Genomic DNA, 16,638 nt, shown 5'->3' with positions numbered 1-16,638 from the left:
AACCTCCCGAGCAGGCACCGACCGTCCCCGCACCCCTCCTCCTGCGCGGCGCCCAAACCCTCGCCGCCCTCTCCCACGCCGAACGCCAACTTCGCCTCACCGGACGGGACATCCAGACCCTCGCCCCCCTCGCAGGCGAATGGCTGCTCCGCGGCGCCACCACCGACGACCTGCGCGAAGCACTCACCAACGGACTCCCCCAACCCGTCCACAGCCCCGCCGCCCTCCTCCGCGACCGACTGCTGCGCAAGATGCCCGACATCCCCACCATCCCCCAGCAGCGCGCCGCCGCCGCACGGCTCCAGCCACCCCGTCCACCCCGCGTCACCACGATGATCGAATGCCGGGGCGACCACACCCAGACCCTCCTCTTCCACCCCGAGGCCGACGAGACCATGTGCCGCGACTGCCGCCACGAACAGGCCCAGGCCGCCCACGCCGAGAGCACCACCCGCGGCGCCGCAGCCGCACGGGCGGCACTCCGCACCAAGTCCCAGGCAGGTGGCTAGGAAGCGGTCCGGGCGTAGTGGTCGGCGATCTCGTCGGCGGTGGTCAGCCATACCCCGGGGTGGTTGGCGATGTACTCGAGGGCCTGGTCCAGGTACTTGGTGCGGAAGGCCTGGCCGATGATGAACGGGTGCAGGGCCAGGGCCATCACCCGGCCGCTGTCCGCCTGTTCCGCGTCGGCGTGGAGCTGGTCGAGCTGGTCCTTGACGATCTGGACGAAGTCCGGTCCGGTGAGGCCCTTGCTGACAAACAGGCCGACGTCATTGAGCTCGACGGAATAGGGCACGCTCAGCATGCCGGGCACGTTCAGCCGGTACGGCTGGTCGTCGTTGGTCCAGTCGAGGACATAGCTCAGGCCGAGCTCGGCGAGGAGTTCCGGTGTCCGGTAGGTCTCGGTGAGCGCCGGGCCCATCCAGCCGCGGGGGCGTCGGCCGGTGGCCTTCTCGATGGTGTCGACGACGTCGGTGAGGTAGGTGCGCTCCTCGTCCGGGGTCAGGCCGGCCTGGAAGATGGAGTTGTTCCTGCCATGGGCGAGCCAGGTCCAGTTCCGGTCCCGGCCCGCCTGGATGATCTGCGGGTAGCGTTCGCCGACATCGGAGTTGAGCAGCACGCTCACGGGCATCCGGTGCCGGTCGAGGCTCTCCAGCATCCGCCAGAAGCCCACCCGGGGGCCGTAGTCGCGCCAGCCGTAGTTCAGCGGGTCCGGCTTCAGCTCCGCGGTGCCCTGGAAGATGCTGGTCGAGGGGCGGTCGACCGCGTAATGCTCGACGTTCAGCCCGATGTAGAAGGCGACTCGGGCGCCGCCCGGCCACCGGATCGGCTCGCGTTCGACGATCGGGCTGTAGTCGTAGAGCTGGTTGTCCATCGAAGCTCACCTCGTGTCTGCCGGCTGTGTCGCGGTTTCTTGAGACACATGCTCAAACCCTCACATCGATGTGATGGTCAAGGCGGCCCGATGTGAGGCCGGTCACCCGTGGCTACTCCTCGATGGCCCCGCCCACGGAGCGCAGGTGGTCGCGGAAGGTGAGGGAGGGCGTCTGGCGGCGGCGGGCGAGGTAGGTGCTGAACTGCACCTGGCCGCGCAGGGATACGCCCGCTCGGATCTGCTCGGCCTGGCGCCGCTCCGTATCGCGGATCGTCTCCGCGAGCGTGAAGATCTCCTCGGCGCGGTCGGCGGGGACGAAGAGTACGCCGTCGTCGTCGCCGAGGGCCAGGTCCGCGCGGCTGACCGTCCAGTCGCCCACGGTGGCGGACTCCAGCGCGTCGTCGGGGCGGGCGTCCAGGCGCTGCGGGCCGACCGGGGTCGCCCCAAGGCTGAAGACCGGCAGGCCGATTGCCGCGATGTCGGCACTGTCGCGATGCAGGCCCCAGATCACGATTCCGGCCAGCCCGGCGTCCTGGGCCTCCAGCACCATGAGATCGCCGACGCAGGCTTCGTCGAGCCGTCCATCGTTGTCGACCACCAATACATCGCCGGATTCGGCCTGTTCGAGGGCCTCCAGGAAGATGTCGACGCTTCCGACATGGCGAGCGGGAACCGCCCGCCCGATCAGGCGGTTGCTGCCGGGCACCGCGGCCTGCACCTGCGCGGGTGCGCAGCGCACGGGGATTCCGGCGCGGACGCAGGCGTCCGCCAGGTGGGCGGTGGTCAGTGTTGCGAACCGCTTCCCAAGATCTTGCCGATTCATGCTGGATCCTTCCGGTTCTCGTTGGAGAGCTCGCCAACGGTCAACTTGACCTGGTCCTTCGCGGCCAGGTCAAGTTGGTTCAACGAGTTCTTCCCACGACTCTGTGAGGTCCCGATGCCGACGCCCCGCCCCCGCTCCCTGGACGATCTGCCGTATGCGAGCCACCTTGTGCCCTTCGGTGGCTCGCCCTCCGAAGAGGACTACTACGACGGCGTTCACTTCGACGGAGGCGAGTTCGAGGAGGAGGACGAGGGCGGTGCCCGCTTTATGGAGTGTGCCTTCTCCTCGGTGGTGTTCACCGGCGGGCGCTACCGCCGCGCGCGGTTCGACGAGGTGTGGATGCATGGCGTCCGCTGGGTGGGGAGCGATCTCGTGGATACCGGATGGCTCGATGCCGAGGTCATCGAATCCATACTCGCCGGGCTGGAGATGTTCGGTGCGGAGCTGCGCAGGGTGACCTTCCACGGTTGCAAGCTGGACTCGGTGAACCTTCGCACCGCACGGCTGAGGGAGGTCACCTTTGTGGACTGCCTGCTGCGTGATGTCGACTTCGGCGGGGCGAAGCTGACGGGCGTCGCGTTCCCGGGCTCCACGCTGGAGGACGTGCGGTTCGACCAGGCGCAGCTGGCGAAGGTCGATCTGCGGGAGGCCGTGCGGGTGGGGATCGCCAGTGGGGTCGACTCGCTCAAGGGGGCGACCATCAGCGATCTTCAGCTGCTGGATCTCGCGCCGGCGTTTGCCCGGGTGCTGGGCGTGACGGTGGATGCGCGACCCGTCGGTTCCTCTGAGCCCCGCTGAGTCCACGGGCCCGTGGCCTGGGGGTTCTTGGACCGGCTCCGGGGCGCAGAGCGGAGGGCCCGGCGGCAGGGGGCGCGCATTGCGGGGCTGAGTGCGCGTCGGTGCGCTGTTGCTTTCTTCTTCAACGGGGGGCAGGGGCCATGCCACGGTTCACCACTGCACGCGCTCTCCGCAACGACGGTGCTACGCGGTATGAGGGGCGTAGTAGGGGCCATTGGGCCTTGGCTTGGCAGTGGTTTCGCGGGGAGGAATCGGCATGACGACTGACGTGTATTCCGCACTCCTGGAGCAGGCGGCCGGACACGCCCTGGCGTATCTGGGTGGTCTGGGGGAGCGGCCGGTGCGGTTGCTGGCCGGGGACGAGGAACTTCGGGAACTGCTGGGCGGTCCGCTGCCCCAGGGCCCCGGGAATCCGGGCGCCGTACTGGAGACGCTGGTCAAGGGGGTGGAGCGAGGTCTGGCGCCCTCGGGCAACGGCCGTTACTACGGCTATGTGGTGGGTGGCACCCTGCCGGTGGCGATGGCCGCTGACTGGCTGACGTCCGCATGGGACCAGAACTGCATCGTGCACGACGGTTCGCCGGCCACCGCGGTGGCCGAGGAGGTGTGCGCCGGCTGGCTGCTGGACCTGCTGGATCTGCCGCGGAACGCTTCGGTGGCGTTCGTACCGGCCTGCACCCACGGCGAGTTGCTGTGCCTGGCGGCTGCCCGCCACAAGGTCCTGGCCGGCCACGGGTGGAACGTGGCCGAGCAGGGGCTCCAGGGCGCCCCTCGGGTGCGGGTGCTGGCCAACGCCGACACTCACTCCGCGGTGCTGCGCTGCCTGCAGATCCTGGGCCTGGGCGGCAGCATCGAATACCTGGCCACGGATGACGAGGCGAGGATCCGCCCCGAGGCCCTGCGGCAGGCCCTTGAGGCCCACGACGGTGGCCCGCTGATCGTGTGCGGGCAGGTCGGCGAGATCAACACCGGCGGTGTCGACCGCCTGGGCGAGCTGTGCGATGCCGTGCACGGGGCAGGGGGATGGGTCCACCTGGACGCCGCGATCGGCATGTGGGCCGCCGCCTCCCCCCAACTGCGCAGTGGCGCCCTCGCCGGCATCGAACGCGCCGATTCCTGGGCGGCAGACGCCCACAAATGGCTGAACACCCCCTACGACTGCGGGGTTGCGATCATCTCCGACCCGGTGGCGCACCGGGCCGCGGTGCCGCTGGCCGCTGATTACCTCAACACCGAGGACGGCCGACGCCATCCGGCCCAGTGGGGTCTGGAGATCTCCCGCCGCTCCCGTGTCTTCCCGTTGTGGGCGACCTTGCGCACGCTGGGCCGCGACGGAGTGGCCGAGCTGATCGACGGCTGCCGGGCCAACGCCCGCCTCTTCGCCGAGTTGCTGGCCGCGGACCCGGCGGTCGAGGTGGTCAACGAGGTCAGCCTCAACCAGGTCCTGGTCCGTTTCCACTCGCAGGTGCCCTGCTCCGGAGACCAAAGCCCGGAAGCCGCCGCCGACGCGCACACCGACCGGGTCGCAGAGCTCTTCCGAGAACGCGGCCGGAGCTGGGCTTCCAGCAGCCAATGGCGCGGGCAGACTGTGCTGCGATTCTGCCTGATCAACTGGGCCACCACGGCAGAGGACGTGCGGCAGGCCGCCGCCTCCTTGCTGGAGTGTCACCACAGCCTCCTCGACGGATAGGCCATGAGCGTCGCACGCACGCCGTCAGTGGCCGTCATCGGCGGCGGCGCCTGCGGAATCATGGCCTGCATGGCCCTGGTCCGCCAGGCCGGCGTCGCCGGCCGTACCCGACTGGACGTCCACCTGATCGAAAAGCAGGACCGCCTGGGCGACGGGGTCGCCTATGCCAGCCCGTACGACTGGCACCTGCTCAACATGCAGGCCGCGACCATGAGCATCCGCCCCGACGCTCCCGGCGACTTCACCACCTGGCTGCGCGAACGGCACGCCGCATCCATGCCCGCCACGAGCGGCACACCAGGCCTGGAGTGCACTTACCTGCCGCGTCACCGCTTCGGCGCCTACTTGCGCCACCGCTTCCAGGACAGCGTCCGGGAAGCGGAGCACGCCGGGATCCGTATCGAGGTGCACCATGCGGAAGTCGTCGACCTCCATGCCTCGAACGGACGCCTTGTCCCGGAGTGCCGCCGCTCCGTGCAACTGCCGCCCGTCGACCGGGTGGTGCTGTGCCCGGGCGACCTGCCCGATCCCGCCTACCGGGAGCTGGCCGGCCATCCGCGCTACCACCCGGACCCCTGCAGACTGGACGACGCCGTCCCCCGGAATGCCGCCGTGGGTGTACTCGGCACCTCGCTGACCGCCATCGATGCCCTGGCCCATCTGCACGCCACCGGCCACCACGGCCCCATCCACTGCTTCTCCCGCGCCCGCCCCTTTCCCACCGTGCAGCCCCCCGAACTCACCCCCTACACACTCCAGCACCTCACCCCCGAACGCCTCCGGTCTCTCGCCGCCAATGGCACACCGCTGTCTCTTGCCAAGGTCGCCGACCTGTTCCTCAAAGAGCTCCATGACGCCACCGACGGCACCCTCGGCCCGGCCCGGATCATCCAACGCGCCCACCGCCACGAAGATTTCGCCGCCGAGATCGAAGAAGCCCAGGCTCACCGCACCGCCTGGTACGAGGCTCTGGACGCCACTTCCGCACTGGCCCCTCACTTGTGGCGGGCCCTGAGCTTCCAGGACAAGACCGACTTCCTGGCATCCCACCATGGGCTGTGGGCCACCTGGCGTCACCCCATGCCCCTGCCCAATGCCCGCCGCCTCCTCCACCTTCAGCAGACCGGACAGCTCCACTGGCACCCCGGCACCCGGACCGTGACCGCCGACCTCCACGGAGGCTTCGACATCCGCTGCCACCACCGCGGGCGGCCCACCTCCTGGCACGTCGACCACCTCGTCAACGCCACCGGCACCGGCTATCACCCCTGGCTCGCAGCCAGCCCTCTCCTGGCCGCTCTCCTGGACCGCCAGGTACTCACCGTCCACCCCCACGGCGGCGTCAACGTCGACTTCCAAACCCTCCAAACCCTCGCCCCCAACGGAAAACCGAACACACACCAGTACTTCCTCGGCCCCCTCACCCGCGGCGTCCACTTCTACACCAACGCCGTTGAAACCAACCTCACCAACGCCACTCTCATGGCTGCCCACCTCCTCCGCACGCTCTCCGACACAGGGGCCCACCCGGATCCGCCCGCTCATAAATGACCATCTGTAACCACGGTTCCGTTGTTCCCCGGTACCGGGAGGGCGTTCTGCGGGGTTGACAGTCACTTACTTGTACATGCATGCTTCTCATGTCGCAAAGAACTTGCACACACATGCATTGAAGTTCGAGTGAGGAGTCATTCCCATGGCCTGGATCTACCTGCTGATCGCCTCCGTCTTCGAGGTCGTCTTCGCGCTCGGCACCAATGCCACCCACGGGTTCACCGAGCTCGGCCCGTCCCTGCTGACCGCGGCCGCGGCGGCGGGAGGGATCTTCTTCCTGAGCCTGGCCCTGAAGTCCCTGGACGTGGGCGTGGGTTACACGGTGTGGACCGGGATCGGGTCGGTCGGCACGGTGGTCCTCGGATCGGTCATCTTCGGGGAGTCCATCAACGTGTGGAAGGTCGTGGCCTTCGTCCTGATCATCGGCGGAGTGGTCGGTCTCAAGCTCGCCGACAAGCTCGCCACCGCACAGCAGCCCGCCGCCGTCGAAGAGACCGAAGCGGCCGCGTCCGCCCAGCCCGTCACCGCCTGAACCCCCACCCCTCCCGCACTGCTCTCCCGCACCGCCCTCCTGCACCGCACTGCTCTCCCGCCCTCCTGCGCACCGCAATCCCTGAAAGGACCCCTGTCATGGCCTGGATCTTCCTCGCGATCGCCATCGTCTTCGAGATCGCCTTCGCGCTCGGCACCAACGCCACCAAGGGCTTCACCAAGCTCTGGCCCTCCGTGTTCACCGTGCTCTCCGCCGCCGGAGGCATCTTCACCCTCAGCCTGGCTCTGAAGACCCTCGACGTCGGCGTCGGATACACCATCTGGACCGGCATCGGCTCCGTCGGAACCGTCATCTTCGGCGCCCTCATCTACAAGGAGAAGATCACCCTTCCCAAGATCCTCTCCTTCGTCTCCATCATCGCCGGAGCCATCACCCTCAAGCTCGCCGCCGGAGCATGAACACCGAACTCGGGCCCCCGCCCGGGCGGATCTCCCAGGAGACCCGCCCGGTTCGGCGTGCTCCGGGTGGCACGCCCGAGGACACTGGCTGAGTTTGCGATAGACGCCGGGGGAGACACCGTAGTGGCGCTGAAAAGCATGGCTCAGCGCGACATCGGAGGCATAGCCGGTCAGTTGGGCGATCCTGCGGAGAGGAGGATCGCCACTGCGGAGCCAGGCCGCCGCATGGGCCATACGGCGGCGGGTGAGATAGCGCATGGGCGGTTCGCCCAGGAACTCCTTGAACCCTGTGGTCAGGGACGACCGGGATGACGCCCCGAGCGCGGCCAACTCCGCCACGGTCCACGGCTGCTCGGGGGCCTGGTGGATCAGCCGCAGTGCCGTTTCCACGGCGGGCGGCACGGATGGGGCGGCCCGGCCGTCGAGGTGATGGCGTACCGCCCGGATGATCAGCTCCTCGGTCAGCCGGGTGATCAGAGCCGCGGTGCCTGGCCGCCGGTCCGCCAGTGCCCTGGCCGGACGGCCTAGCCATGGCAGGATCGGTACGGGTCGACACCGTGTCGACCGGAGGGGGGAGACATGGCCGAGGACAGCGAGGTGACGGTGTCCGCCAAGGACAAGACTCCGTCCGGCACGTACGCAGGCACTGAAACCAAGATTGATGGCGAGGAGGTCCCCATCCTTCGGGAGGATGAGATCCGGGGAGTCCCCGGCGCCGAGTGATACGCCCACGCTTCGGTGCGGGCTGATCTTCGCCCGTGATGGCACGGCACACCGCAGAGCCCCCGACCAACTAGGCCGGGGCTCTGCGGTTTGTCGAGCGTCAGTCGATGGGGACCAGGTAGGCCCGCGCGAACCAGTGACCCACCTGCGCCCGGTGGAGGTGGCCGGCGAGCCCCTTGTCACCCTCCACGGCCATCGTCGCGTGAACGTGGACCTGGCCGTCAGTGATCTCGCCCGTACCGTGCATCTCGGCGGGCTGGTTGTAGTCCGTGACGATGTCCTTCGACGCGTCCCCCGCCGGCATGGTCGAGAGGGTGAACGAGTCCGCCGCACCAATCAGGCTGACGATCGCCCCGTTCATGATTCCCCGCTCCTTCACCTCACGGGCAAGGGTCTCCACCAGTTCGGCGTTCCGGACTTCGATCACGATCACTGTTCGGCCTCCCGGCTCAGTAGCGGTGTGAGATCACGAAGCATGGCAGCACTGACCCAACGTGCGCCAGCGTCGGCCTCGTTGAGGCATTCGACGGCAAGCCGCTGAGCGAGGAACTGAGCCCTCCTCCCAGCCGTCGTGGGGTCAAGGGCGAGCCGGGACGCCTGAGCCCAAGGGAGGGCTCCCACACGGGCCAAAACGGCCGTCGAGTACAGCTGCCGCACCTCGTCATCGTGGACCAGGACGCGGGACACCTGAACCGCCGACTCCTGACCGGGACGTTTCGCCAAGATCCCGGCAGCATTCACCCGCAGAGTGGACGACCCGCCATCGCGCATCCACCGGTCAAGCCGCTTGGCGGACGGTGCATCCGTAAGGGCAGCGATCACCCGATCGGTGCCGTGTGTGGTCTGTACGACCATGAGGGGTCCGCAGTCGCCCCCGGCGATGCTGGCGGCCAGTTCGCCGGCCACCTTGCCGTGAGCGGCCGTGAGGGCCGTCAAGCTAAGAAACGCACGCCTGTTCATCCTTGCCAAAGTAGCTGCCTCATGCAGCACTTCGAAAGGTGTATCGAGCACCTTGACAAGGTGGCCTAACCAGAAGTCGCCCGGGATGTTCTTCTCTCGCTCCCACCGCTTGTACTGATCCACGGACGGGGTTCCGTCGTCTCGCCCGGCGGACTCGCCGAGTCGGGCGGCCATCTTCGATTGGGAGAGCCCCCGCTCTTTGCGGAGGTCTCGGAGCAGTGAGCCAAACTCCGTCATGCGTTCATCTTGCCCCCCTGCCTGCCCCTCTCCGGGAGTCATCGAACCGAGTACACAAGGGGACTTGGCAATGGTGGGAGTAGAGGAACGGTGTGGAGGCGAGCCGGGTGACGTATCGGATCGGGGTGCTGGTTGTGGACACCAGTACGGACCGCGCGGGGCTCGTTCTGGAAGATCGAGACCCCGTGGTGAAGCTGCGCGAGGTAGTCACCGGTCGCGTGTGGACGGCCAAGACCGGCGCGTTGCGGTTGGCCACCCGCGACGAGAGGGCGCAGGCCCGACAGGAGGCGTGCCGGTGACCTGCAAGATGTGCGTGAAGCTAGGGCGGGAGAAGATCGAAGCCCGTCGAACGGGTGACATGTCGAAGGTGACGGACATCGTGGTCAAGATCGCCCGGCACAAGAGGGCGCACTGATGGGGCGCCGATTCTGGTTCGACGACTGGACGACGTTCCAAGCCCCGAACACCGCCGCCGAGTTCGCCGCCTTCTGTACCGAAGAGGGGTGCGGCGAGCGCGTCATCATCAAGGACGGCCAGGCGGAGGCCGAAACGTGGATCTCCCACCACACCCGCGCGACCGGGCACCGCTGCTTCTGGCAGACCTTCGGGCACGCCATCGTCGTGGGCACGCCCCCGGGCGCCGTCCTCGCCGGCTCCCTCGCCCAAGAGCACCAGCGGGCCGAAGCCGACCGTCCCCCGAACTGGCCCCCGCTGGAGCCGACGCGCGGGACCGCGACGCTCGGCAAGCCCTAGAGACTTCCTGGCCCTCCTGTTTTCCCCTCGGGGAGGGTCAGGAGAAAGCGCCCGTCCGGTCGGCTGCATGTGACGATCGGCAGCCGGGCGGGTCAACAAGTGCACCTATCCACTTCACCGAGTGAAAGGGCACGAGCATGACGACAGCGTTACCCGCCGAGCGGACCACCACTTACCTGTGGTTGGACTTCACGCGGAAGTGCCAGCTCGAATGTGTGCAGTGCTACAACTCGTCGGGTCCTGACGGCGACCACGGCGCGATGACCCGCGATGACTGGTTCAGGGTCTTGGGCCAGGCGGCAAAGGTGGGCGTCGAGAACGTCACCTTCATCGGCGGAGAGCCGACCATGTACCCCCACGCGATCGAAATCGCAGACCGCGCGCTGGCGCTCGGCATCAGGGTAGAGGTCTACAGCAACTTGGTTCACCTGTCCGACGCATGGTGGACGGTACTCCAGCGCGAGGGAATGTCCCTCGCTACGTCGTACTACTCGGACAAGGCCGCGGAGCACAACAAGATCACCCGTCGTCCGAGTCACGCCCGGACCCGCTCCAACATCGTCAAGGCGGTCGAACGCGGTGTCCCGATCCGCGTCGGAATCGTTGGAGACAACGAGCAGATCATCGAGGCGGCGAAAGCCGACCTGGAGTCGATCGGCGTCACCCAGATCGGAACCGACCACATCCGACAGTTCGGACGGGCCTCCTGCGGCCAGACACCGGACGCGTCCAACCTGTGTGGCGGGTGTGGTGACGGCAGGGCCTCGATCGACCCGACCGGCACGGTCTCCCCGTGCGTCTTCTCCACCTGGAAGGGTGTCGGCAACGTCCGCGAGGACTCGCTGACCTCTATCCTGAGCGGCCCCGCGCTGTCCGAGGCCGTTGACTCCTTCCGAGAGGTGTGGGGATGGGGGAAGGACAAAGACAAGGACAAAGACGGCGGCCAGAACAAACCGTGTGGTCCCGACTGCGTACCGAAGAACCCGTGCGACCCGAGGTGCGAGCCGAACAGCGCGTGCTACCCGGGTACACCGCCCAGTACGTGCCGACCGAAGAACTGACGTAACTGAGGGGAACCGGCGTGACTGATCTGCCTGACGCCCACTTCCGAGCACTGATCCACCCGTACACCGGCGAAGTCACCAAAGTGAAGATCCCGGACCATGGGTACAGCTCGGACTTCGCTGCGATCATCAACAGTGAGAAGGGACAGTTCTTCGTCAAGGCTATGTTCAACGAGCCAGGGGGACGGCGGGACTCGATCATCCGGGAACGGGAGATCAATCCCTACGTGACGCCGCTGTCTCCCGCGTTGATGTGGAGCGTTGACGGGGACGACGCCGGGTGGATCATCCTCGGGTTCGAAGTCATCGAGGAGCGCGGCCTTGACTTCGAGCCCGACTCGCCGGATCTCCCCCTCGCCGTGGATCTCCTCAACCGGGCGGCGACCCTGGAACTGCCCGACGTCGCGCGGGACTGGACGGAAGACCGGTGGGACGCCTACGCGGGCAGTAAAGAGGAGCTGGCGTTCCTCCGTGGTGACGCCCTGCTGCACACCGACATCAACCCGGACAACTTGACGGTAGGAGACTCGGGCTCGTGGATCATCGACTGGGCGTGGCCTACGTGCGGGCCCGCCTTCATCGACCCGGCCTGTTTCGTCGTGCAGCTGATCTCCGCCGGCCACAGCCCCGAATCCGCGGAAGGGTGGGCGGCCCGCTGTACCGCTTGGGCGGACGCGAACTCCAAAGCGATCGACGTGTTCGCCGGGGCCTATCTGCGGATGCTTCGTGCTATCGCCAACCGACGTCCTGATGAGGCGTGGTTGAAGGCCATGGCCGAAGCGGCTCAGGCATGGGTGGATCACCGAGGCGTCCCCGTGGCGTAGCCGTAACCGATCATCAGGAGACACCTGTGTTCGCAATGCGCCCGGCCACGGCCGGCGACATCCCCGCCGTCGAATCCATGGTCCTCGCCCGCTCCACATGGCTGGAGGACCGGGGGCTTCCGAGCTGGCAGGAGAACGCCGCCGAACTCGCACGGCAGGCCGAGAACCCCGACGGGGACGTGTGGGTCCTCGCCGACCGGGACAGCGGAAAGATCATCGGCTGCACCACTGTGCAGGAAACGACGCCGCCGTGGGGCTGGACGGAAGGCGAGCTGAGCGAGCCAGCTCACTACCTGTACTCGTCCGTCACTGACCCGGCGTACCGGGAGAAGAAGCCCGGAATCGTCATGAGTCTGTGGGCCGTGGACCGGGCCGCGCAGGAAGGGGAGGTGCGGGTACGCCGTGGCTGCAACTTCCCGGGGCTGATGGCCTACAACCAGACGCAGGGGTTCGAGCTACTGTACGAGGTTCAGCGCACACACAACGTGGTCTATCTGATGAGCCGCCGGGCTGAGCGGGTCACTGACCTTGAGGAGCGGTTCGCGGCACTGTAGGGATGCCGGGCCGTCTGTCTGGACGTGGCCCGGCTGCTGGCCTTCAGGCGTGGAACGTAGCCAGGGTCGCCCGATAGGCCGGAGCTTGTCTCGACGAAATGTTGGCTGATCGGCAGCGGGCGAGGCTAGTAGTAGCCCCGGGAAGGTTAGGGCCTCAGCCGCCGCCGAAGAAGACGGTGACGAAGTTGAAGATGTTGCCGATGAAGCCGAAGAGGCCGCCACCGCTGCCGCTGTTGGTAACGGGATCGGCCTGGGCGGTGCTCGCCGTGGACGACAACAGGGCCACGGCCATTGCGGCGACGCTCGCGTATGTAATCAGTCTGGTCTTCATATAGGGAGAACGGCATTGGTCTGGGCGGGTCACGCTTGGTCGGGGCGGCTCCTCCACTGTGGCGACTCGTTGCAGATTGGCGCCGGCGGGGTGGGGAACCGAAGAGAGCGGCCCGGCCCACCCCTGAGCAAGGGATGGGGAACTTCAAGGAGCCCTATCAGAGTGGGGCTTTCCGCTGGTCAGGCTGTGGATGCCAAGTTGACAGAACTGTTGAGATCACTCGGCACCCCCATGCGCGTAGGAGGGGTGCCCGGTGACTCGTTATTTCCGGTTCGGCGAATTCGAGATCGTCCAGAACCCCGACGAGGCGCCCACGTTCGGTGCCGTCTGTGTCGCGGACCTCCAGGAGTGCTACGAGTACTCGGGGAACGTCGGTGACACCGAGACCATGCACAAGTGGATCGCGGAGCACACGCGGGACACGGGGCACCAGGACTTCCGCCGGAATTACGGTGGTCACTGCCGGACCCTCCCGCCCGACGGTGCGGTCATCGCGGGCGAGGTGGTCGGAGCGGTCGGCAGGCAGTGTGCCGCACGGACTACGGCGCCGGGGGCTTTGAACGGCATCGCGGAAGGCATCGCCGCGTCACCGCCGGGCAGTTCCGTCGGCTGATCGCACTTGGCGTCGGCGTTGTCAGAGGCTGCCTTCAGGGTCGGGGCGCGACGGTCGACGTTCCCGGAAGGCACCCCATGCCTACGCCCCTCCCCCCCCGCTCGGGACGAGCTGCCCTATGCGAGCCACCTCCTGCCCTTCGGGGATTCTCTGGTCGACGAGGGACTCTATGACGGCGTCCATTTCGACAAGGCCGAGCTCCAGGCGGTGGGCGAGGGCGGCGCCCGCTTCCTGGAGTGCGCGTTCTCCTCGGGTGACGGTCACCGGTGGCCGGTATCGCCGCGCGCGGTTCGACCAGGCGAAGGTGGATCTGCGGGGGCCGCTGGGCTGAGGATCGCCAGCGGTCTTGACTCGCTCAGGGGAGCGGCCATCAACGGTTATCAACTGCTGGATCTCGCACCGGCGTTTGCTCAGGTTCCCGGGGTCGCGGTGGAGAACGCCCCACAGGCTTGACAGCCACTTACTTGTACATGCATGCTTCTCATGTCGCAAAGAACTTGCACACACATACATTGAAGTTCGAGTGAGGAGTCATTCCCATGGCCTGGATCTACCTGCTGACCGCCTCCGTCTTCGAGGTCGTCTTCGCGCTCGGCACCAACGCCACCCACGGGTTCACCGAGCTCGGCCCGTCCCTGCTGACCGCGGCCGCGGCGGCGGGAGGGATCTTCTTCCTGAGCCTGGCCCTGAAGTCCCTGGACGTGGGCGTGGGTTACACGGTGTGGACCGGGATCGGGTCGGTCGGCACGGTGGTCCTCGGATCGGTCATCTTCGGGGAGTCCATCAACGTGTGGAAGGTCGTGGCCTTCGTCCTGATCATCGGCGGAGTGGTCGGCCTCAAGCTCGCCGACAAGCTCGCCACCGCACAGCAGCCCGCCGTCACAGACGCCGAAACGGCCGAAGCAACCGAACAGGCCGCGCCCGCCCAGCCCGTCACCGCCTGAACCCCCTCCCCGCACCACCCCTCCCGCACCGCCCTCCCGCACCGCACTGCTCTCCCGCCCTCCTGCGCACCGCAATCCCTGAAAGGACCCCTGTCATGGCCTGGATCTTCCTCGCGATCGCCATCGTCTTCGAGATCGCCTTCGCGCTCGGCACCAACGCCACCAAGGGCTTCACCAAGCTCTGGCCCTCCGTGTTCACCGTGCTCTCCGCCGCCGGAGGCATCTTCACCCTCAGCCTGGCTCTGAAGACCCTCGACGTCGGCGTCGGATACACCATCTGGACCGGCATCGGCTCCGTCGGAACCGTCATCTTCGGCGCCCTCATCTACAAGGAGAAGATCACCCTTCCCAAGATCCTCTCCTTCGTCTCCATCATCGCCGGAGCCATCACCCTCAAGCTCGCCGCCGGAGCGTGAGCCCCGTGTACCGCACCCTTGAGCCCACCGAAGCCGAACTCGCCCAGTACGCAAGCCAGGCCGTCGACCTCGCCGTCCGTCATGTCCGGCAGGGCGGAGCCCCGTTCACCGCCCTGGTCGTCCAGGACGGGGAAGTCGTCGCCACCGGCGTCAACCGGGTCCATGAGGAACACGACGCCACCGCCCACGCCGAGATCGTCGCCCTGCGGGAAGCCACCCGCGCCCAGGGCGCCTACGCCACCGCCGGGGCGCTGCTGGTCGCCTCCGCCGAACCCTGCGCCCTGTGCTACCTCACCGCTCGCTGGGCGGGGGTGGCCGGGATCGCCTTCGCCGCCGACCGGCACACCGCCGCACGGGCCGGGTTCGACTACAGCCTCTCCTACCGGATCTTCGCCAAGGACCCCGCCGACTGGCCGCTGCCCACCACGCACATACCGGTTCCCGAGGCCCAACAGCCCTTCCGCGCCTGGCGCGCCCACCACCGCTGAAACCCAAAAACCAACCGGAAACCACCGAAACCGGAAACCACCGAAACCGAAAGGCGAGAACGATGCCCATCAGGATCCAGATCTGGTCCGACTTTGTCTGCCCCTACTGCCTGCTCGCCGAGACGCCCCTGCACCAGGCCCTGGAAGAAATCGGGGAGGACGGGACCGAGGTCGAGTGGATGCCCTTCGAGCTGCGGCCCGAGCCGGTGCCCACCCTGCTGCCGGAGGGCGACTACCTGCAGAGTGTCTGGAAGCAGTCGGTCCGTCCGCTGGCCGAACGGCTCGGTGTGGACATCGACCTCCCGGCGGTCTCGCCGCAGCCGTACACCCGCCTCGCCTTCGAGGGGTACCAGTACGCCGCCGTCCATGGTCTCGGCGCCGCCTATGTGCCCCGGGTGCTGAGGGCCTTCTTCCAGGAGGGCCGGGACATCGGCCGGCCGGAGGTCCTGCGCGAGCTGGCGGTCGAACTCGGCCTCGACAGCGAGGAGTTCGAGCAGGCGCTGCGAGAGGGAACGTACCGCGAGGCGCACCAGCGGGCGCTGCGGCGGGCCGAGGAACAGCGGATACGCAGTGTGCCCACGATTCTGATCGACGGGCGGCACCGCATCGAGGGCGTTCCCTCTCCCGAGCGGCTGGCGGCGGTGCTGCGCAGGGCCCGGGACGAGGCCGCCGCGGACGGGCGGTTCCCGGAGGGGGCCGCGTGTGGAATCGACGGCTGCTGACCACTACTTCACAACCGGACGGTTCACCGGGCGGATCCCGATCGGGATCCGCCCGGTTCGTCATGTCACCGCTGGGGCGGGGCCCCGGTCCGTACCCCGTGCGTACCCGAGCAGGACGGCCAGGACGGCGGCGGACCCCACGGCGAGGCAGGCGGTCATGCCGGAGGTGCGCAGCAGCCAGGCCCCGGCGATGGCGCCGGCCAGCATCAGCAGCGGGGCCCCGAGCCGGCGGCCGAGGCGTGGATTGTCCCCGCCGGCCAGTCGGGAGTCCGCGGCCAGTCCGGTCAGGGTCAGGGTGAGCACCGTGGTCGTCAGGTCGGGCAGCGCCAGGCGCCGGACGGTGGCGTTGCGGCAGCCCATGGCCAGGGCGAGGGCGGCGATGACCAGTTGGCGCCCGGTGGCCTGGTCGGTCTTCAGCGTGGCCGCGAGCGTCATGGCCAGCACCGTGCCCGCCGCTTCCACGGCGAGTGCGGTGCCGATCCAGCGCCGGCGGGTGGGCAGGTGCACCGCCAGGCGTCCGCCCAGCACCGCGCCGATGAGGAATCCGGCGAGCGAGATCCCGGAGGCGGCCGTCGAGAAGCCCGGGGTGCCCACGGCCGCGAAGCCCAGGACCACCACATTGCCCGTCATGTTCGCCGTAAAGACATGGCCGAGGCCGATATAGCTCACTGCGTCCAGAAAGCCGCTCACCAGGGTCAGGCAGGCCAGGGCGGGCACCAGGCCGGAGTCCGTTTTCGCCACGGTGTCCCCTTCCATTCGAGTCGGGAACAACATTGCGGCACTACGATTGAGCGGTCCAACGGATGTTTTCGATGAGTGTG

Annotated in this window: 22 protein-coding genes and 2 pseudogenes; 17 read left to right on the top strand and 7 right to left on the bottom strand. The window is 67.9% G+C overall.

From position 1 onward, the window contains the following. A pseudogene (locus ABCR83_RS15190) lies at positions 1 to 509 on the top strand (hypothetical protein); the annotation flags it as partial. On the opposite strand, the gene ABCR83_RS15185 reads toward ABCR83_RS15190, so the two are convergent. Both ABCR83_RS15185 and ABCR83_RS15180 read right to left on the bottom strand, forming a co-directional pair. Next, entirely contained in the window at positions 506 to 1,372 is an 867-nt protein-coding gene (locus ABCR83_RS15185; protein WP_462695510.1) for a polysaccharide deacetylase family protein, read from the bottom strand. The pseudogene ABCR83_RS15190 and the gene ABCR83_RS15185 sit on opposite strands and share 4 nt — an antisense overlap. A 112-nt stretch (positions 1,373 to 1,484) precedes the next feature. Continuing rightward, entirely contained in the window at positions 1,485 to 2,195 is a 711-nt protein-coding gene (locus tag ABCR83_RS15180) for an RraA family protein (RefSeq protein ID WP_462695509.1), read from the bottom strand. A 114-nt stretch (positions 2,196 to 2,309) separates the two neighbouring features. Between ABCR83_RS15180 and ABCR83_RS15175 the strand changes: the two genes are divergently transcribed. The 5 genes from ABCR83_RS15175 to ABCR83_RS15155 all read left to right on the top strand — a co-directional run bounded on the left by ABCR83_RS15175 (position 2,310) and on the right by ABCR83_RS15155 (position 7,188). Next, positions 2,310 to 2,993: a pentapeptide repeat-containing protein gene (locus ABCR83_RS15175; protein WP_462695508.1), complete on the top strand. Its 684-nt coding sequence runs from the start codon at positions 2,310 to 2,312 to the stop codon at positions 2,991 to 2,993. A 256-nt stretch (positions 2,994 to 3,249) separates the two neighbouring features. Next, positions 3,250 to 4,683, top strand: a complete 1,434-nt coding sequence (locus ABCR83_RS15170; protein ID WP_462695507.1) for a pyridoxal phosphate-dependent decarboxylase family protein — start codon at positions 3,250 to 3,252, stop codon at positions 4,681 to 4,683. A gap of 3 nt (positions 4,684 to 4,686) precedes the next feature. After that, entirely contained in the window at positions 4,687 to 6,234 is a 1,548-nt protein-coding gene (locus tag ABCR83_RS15165; protein ID WP_462695506.1) for an FAD/NAD(P)-binding protein, read from the top strand. A 145-nt stretch (positions 6,235 to 6,379) separates the two neighbouring features. Further along, the gene (locus ABCR83_RS15160) at positions 6,380 to 6,769 is read left to right on the top strand and encodes a DMT family transporter (RefSeq protein WP_462695505.1); all 390 of its coding nucleotides are present in this window, start codon (positions 6,380 to 6,382) and stop codon (positions 6,767 to 6,769) included. Between the two features lie 98 nt (positions 6,770 to 6,867). Beyond that, positions 6,868 to 7,188 (top strand): DMT family transporter, encoded by a 321-nt coding sequence (locus ABCR83_RS15155; protein ID WP_462695494.1) that lies wholly within the window; start codon positions 6,868 to 6,870, stop codon positions 7,186 to 7,188. Between the two features lie 105 nt (positions 7,189 to 7,293). Here the strand turns inward: ABCR83_RS15155 and ABCR83_RS15150 are convergent. Continuing rightward, positions 7,294 to 7,527, bottom strand: a pseudogene (locus tag ABCR83_RS15150) (helix-turn-helix transcriptional regulator); the annotation flags it as partial. 240 nt (positions 7,528 to 7,767) lie between these two features. Between ABCR83_RS15150 and ABCR83_RS15145 the strand changes: the two are divergent. Beyond that, on the top strand, positions 7,768 to 7,911 hold the full coding sequence (locus tag ABCR83_RS15145; protein WP_462695504.1) for a hypothetical protein: 144 nt from the start codon (positions 7,768 to 7,770) through the stop codon (positions 7,909 to 7,911). 100 nt (positions 7,912 to 8,011) lie between these two features. On the opposite strand, the gene ABCR83_RS15140 is transcribed toward ABCR83_RS15145, so the two are convergent. Next, positions 8,012 to 8,344, bottom strand: a complete 333-nt coding sequence (locus tag ABCR83_RS15140; protein ID WP_462695503.1) for a PCC domain-containing protein — start codon at positions 8,342 to 8,344, stop codon at positions 8,012 to 8,014. Continuing rightward, positions 8,341 to 9,108, bottom strand: a complete 768-nt coding sequence (locus ABCR83_RS15135) for a helix-turn-helix domain-containing protein (protein ID WP_462695502.1) — start codon at positions 9,106 to 9,108, stop codon at positions 8,341 to 8,343. The genes ABCR83_RS15140 and ABCR83_RS15135 overlap by 4 nt, the downstream gene beginning before the upstream one ends. A 107-nt stretch (positions 9,109 to 9,215) precedes the next feature. On the opposite strand from ABCR83_RS15135, the gene ABCR83_RS15130 reads away from it, so the two are divergent. The 5 genes from ABCR83_RS15130 to ABCR83_RS15110 all read left to right on the top strand — a co-directional run bounded on the left by ABCR83_RS15130 (position 9,216) and on the right by ABCR83_RS15110 (position 12,303). Beyond that, positions 9,216 to 9,407 (top strand): hypothetical protein, encoded by a 192-nt coding sequence (locus ABCR83_RS15130; protein ID WP_462695501.1) that lies wholly within the window; start codon positions 9,216 to 9,218, stop codon positions 9,405 to 9,407. 115 nt (positions 9,408 to 9,522) lie between these two features. Further along, positions 9,523 to 9,861, top strand: coding sequence for a hypothetical protein (locus tag ABCR83_RS15125; protein WP_462695500.1), 339 nt, complete (start codon positions 9,523 to 9,525; stop codon positions 9,859 to 9,861). A 137-nt stretch (positions 9,862 to 9,998) separates the two neighbouring features. Next, a complete protein-coding gene (locus tag ABCR83_RS15120) occupies positions 9,999 to 10,922 on the top strand; it encodes a radical SAM/SPASM domain-containing protein (RefSeq protein ID WP_462695499.1) in 924 nt (307 codons plus the stop codon). 20 nt (positions 10,923 to 10,942) lie between these two features. Then, positions 10,943 to 11,749, top strand: coding sequence for a protein kinase (locus ABCR83_RS15115; protein ID WP_462695498.1), 807 nt, complete (start codon positions 10,943 to 10,945; stop codon positions 11,747 to 11,749). Between the two features lie 35 nt (positions 11,750 to 11,784). After that, positions 11,785 to 12,303, top strand: a complete 519-nt coding sequence (locus ABCR83_RS15110; RefSeq protein WP_462695519.1) for a GNAT family N-acetyltransferase — start codon at positions 11,785 to 11,787, stop codon at positions 12,301 to 12,303. Between the two features lie 154 nt (positions 12,304 to 12,457). Here ABCR83_RS15110 and ABCR83_RS15105 read toward each other — a convergent pair whose 3' ends face one another. Next, entirely contained in the window at positions 12,458 to 12,634 is a 177-nt protein-coding gene (locus ABCR83_RS15105; protein ID WP_462695497.1) for a hypothetical protein, read from the bottom strand. Between the two features lie 253 nt (positions 12,635 to 12,887). Between ABCR83_RS15105 and ABCR83_RS15100 the strand changes: the two genes are divergently transcribed. From ABCR83_RS15100 to ABCR83_RS15080, 5 genes are all read left to right on the top strand, one after another. Then, the gene (locus ABCR83_RS15100) at positions 12,888 to 13,247 is read left to right on the top strand and encodes a DUF7848 domain-containing protein (RefSeq protein ID WP_462695496.1); all 360 of its coding nucleotides are present in this window, start codon (positions 12,888 to 12,890) and stop codon (positions 13,245 to 13,247) included. 539 nt (positions 13,248 to 13,786) lie between these two features. Further along, positions 13,787 to 14,191 carry a DMT family transporter gene (locus tag ABCR83_RS15095; protein ID WP_462695495.1) on the top strand — a complete coding sequence of 135 codons (405 nt, stop codon included), beginning with the start codon at positions 13,787 to 13,789 and terminating at the stop codon, positions 14,189 to 14,191. Between the two features lie 95 nt (positions 14,192 to 14,286). After that, positions 14,287 to 14,607 carry a DMT family transporter gene (locus tag ABCR83_RS15090; protein ID WP_462695494.1) on the top strand — a complete coding sequence of 107 codons (321 nt, stop codon included), beginning with the start codon at positions 14,287 to 14,289 and terminating at the stop codon, positions 14,605 to 14,607. 5 nt (positions 14,608 to 14,612) lie between these two features. Beyond that, positions 14,613 to 15,095, top strand: coding sequence for a nucleoside deaminase (locus tag ABCR83_RS15085; protein ID WP_462695493.1), 483 nt, complete (start codon positions 14,613 to 14,615; stop codon positions 15,093 to 15,095). 62 nt (positions 15,096 to 15,157) lie between these two features. Then, the gene (locus tag ABCR83_RS15080; RefSeq protein ID WP_462695492.1) at positions 15,158 to 15,817 is read left to right on the top strand and encodes a DsbA family oxidoreductase; all 660 of its coding nucleotides are present in this window, start codon (positions 15,158 to 15,160) and stop codon (positions 15,815 to 15,817) included. A 60-nt stretch (positions 15,818 to 15,877) separates the two neighbouring features. Here ABCR83_RS15080 and ABCR83_RS15075 read toward each other — a convergent pair whose 3' ends face one another. Next, positions 15,878 to 16,558: a YoaK family protein gene (locus ABCR83_RS15075; RefSeq protein WP_462695491.1), complete on the bottom strand. Its 681-nt coding sequence runs from the start codon at positions 16,556 to 16,558 to the stop codon at positions 15,878 to 15,880. Positions 16,559 to 16,638 lie beyond the last annotated feature (80 nt).

The sequence above is a fragment of the Streptomyces xingningensis genome, assembly GCF_054957865.1.
Note: the sequence above shows the minus strand (reverse complement) of the source record. Positions and strands in the feature narration are given on the sequence as shown.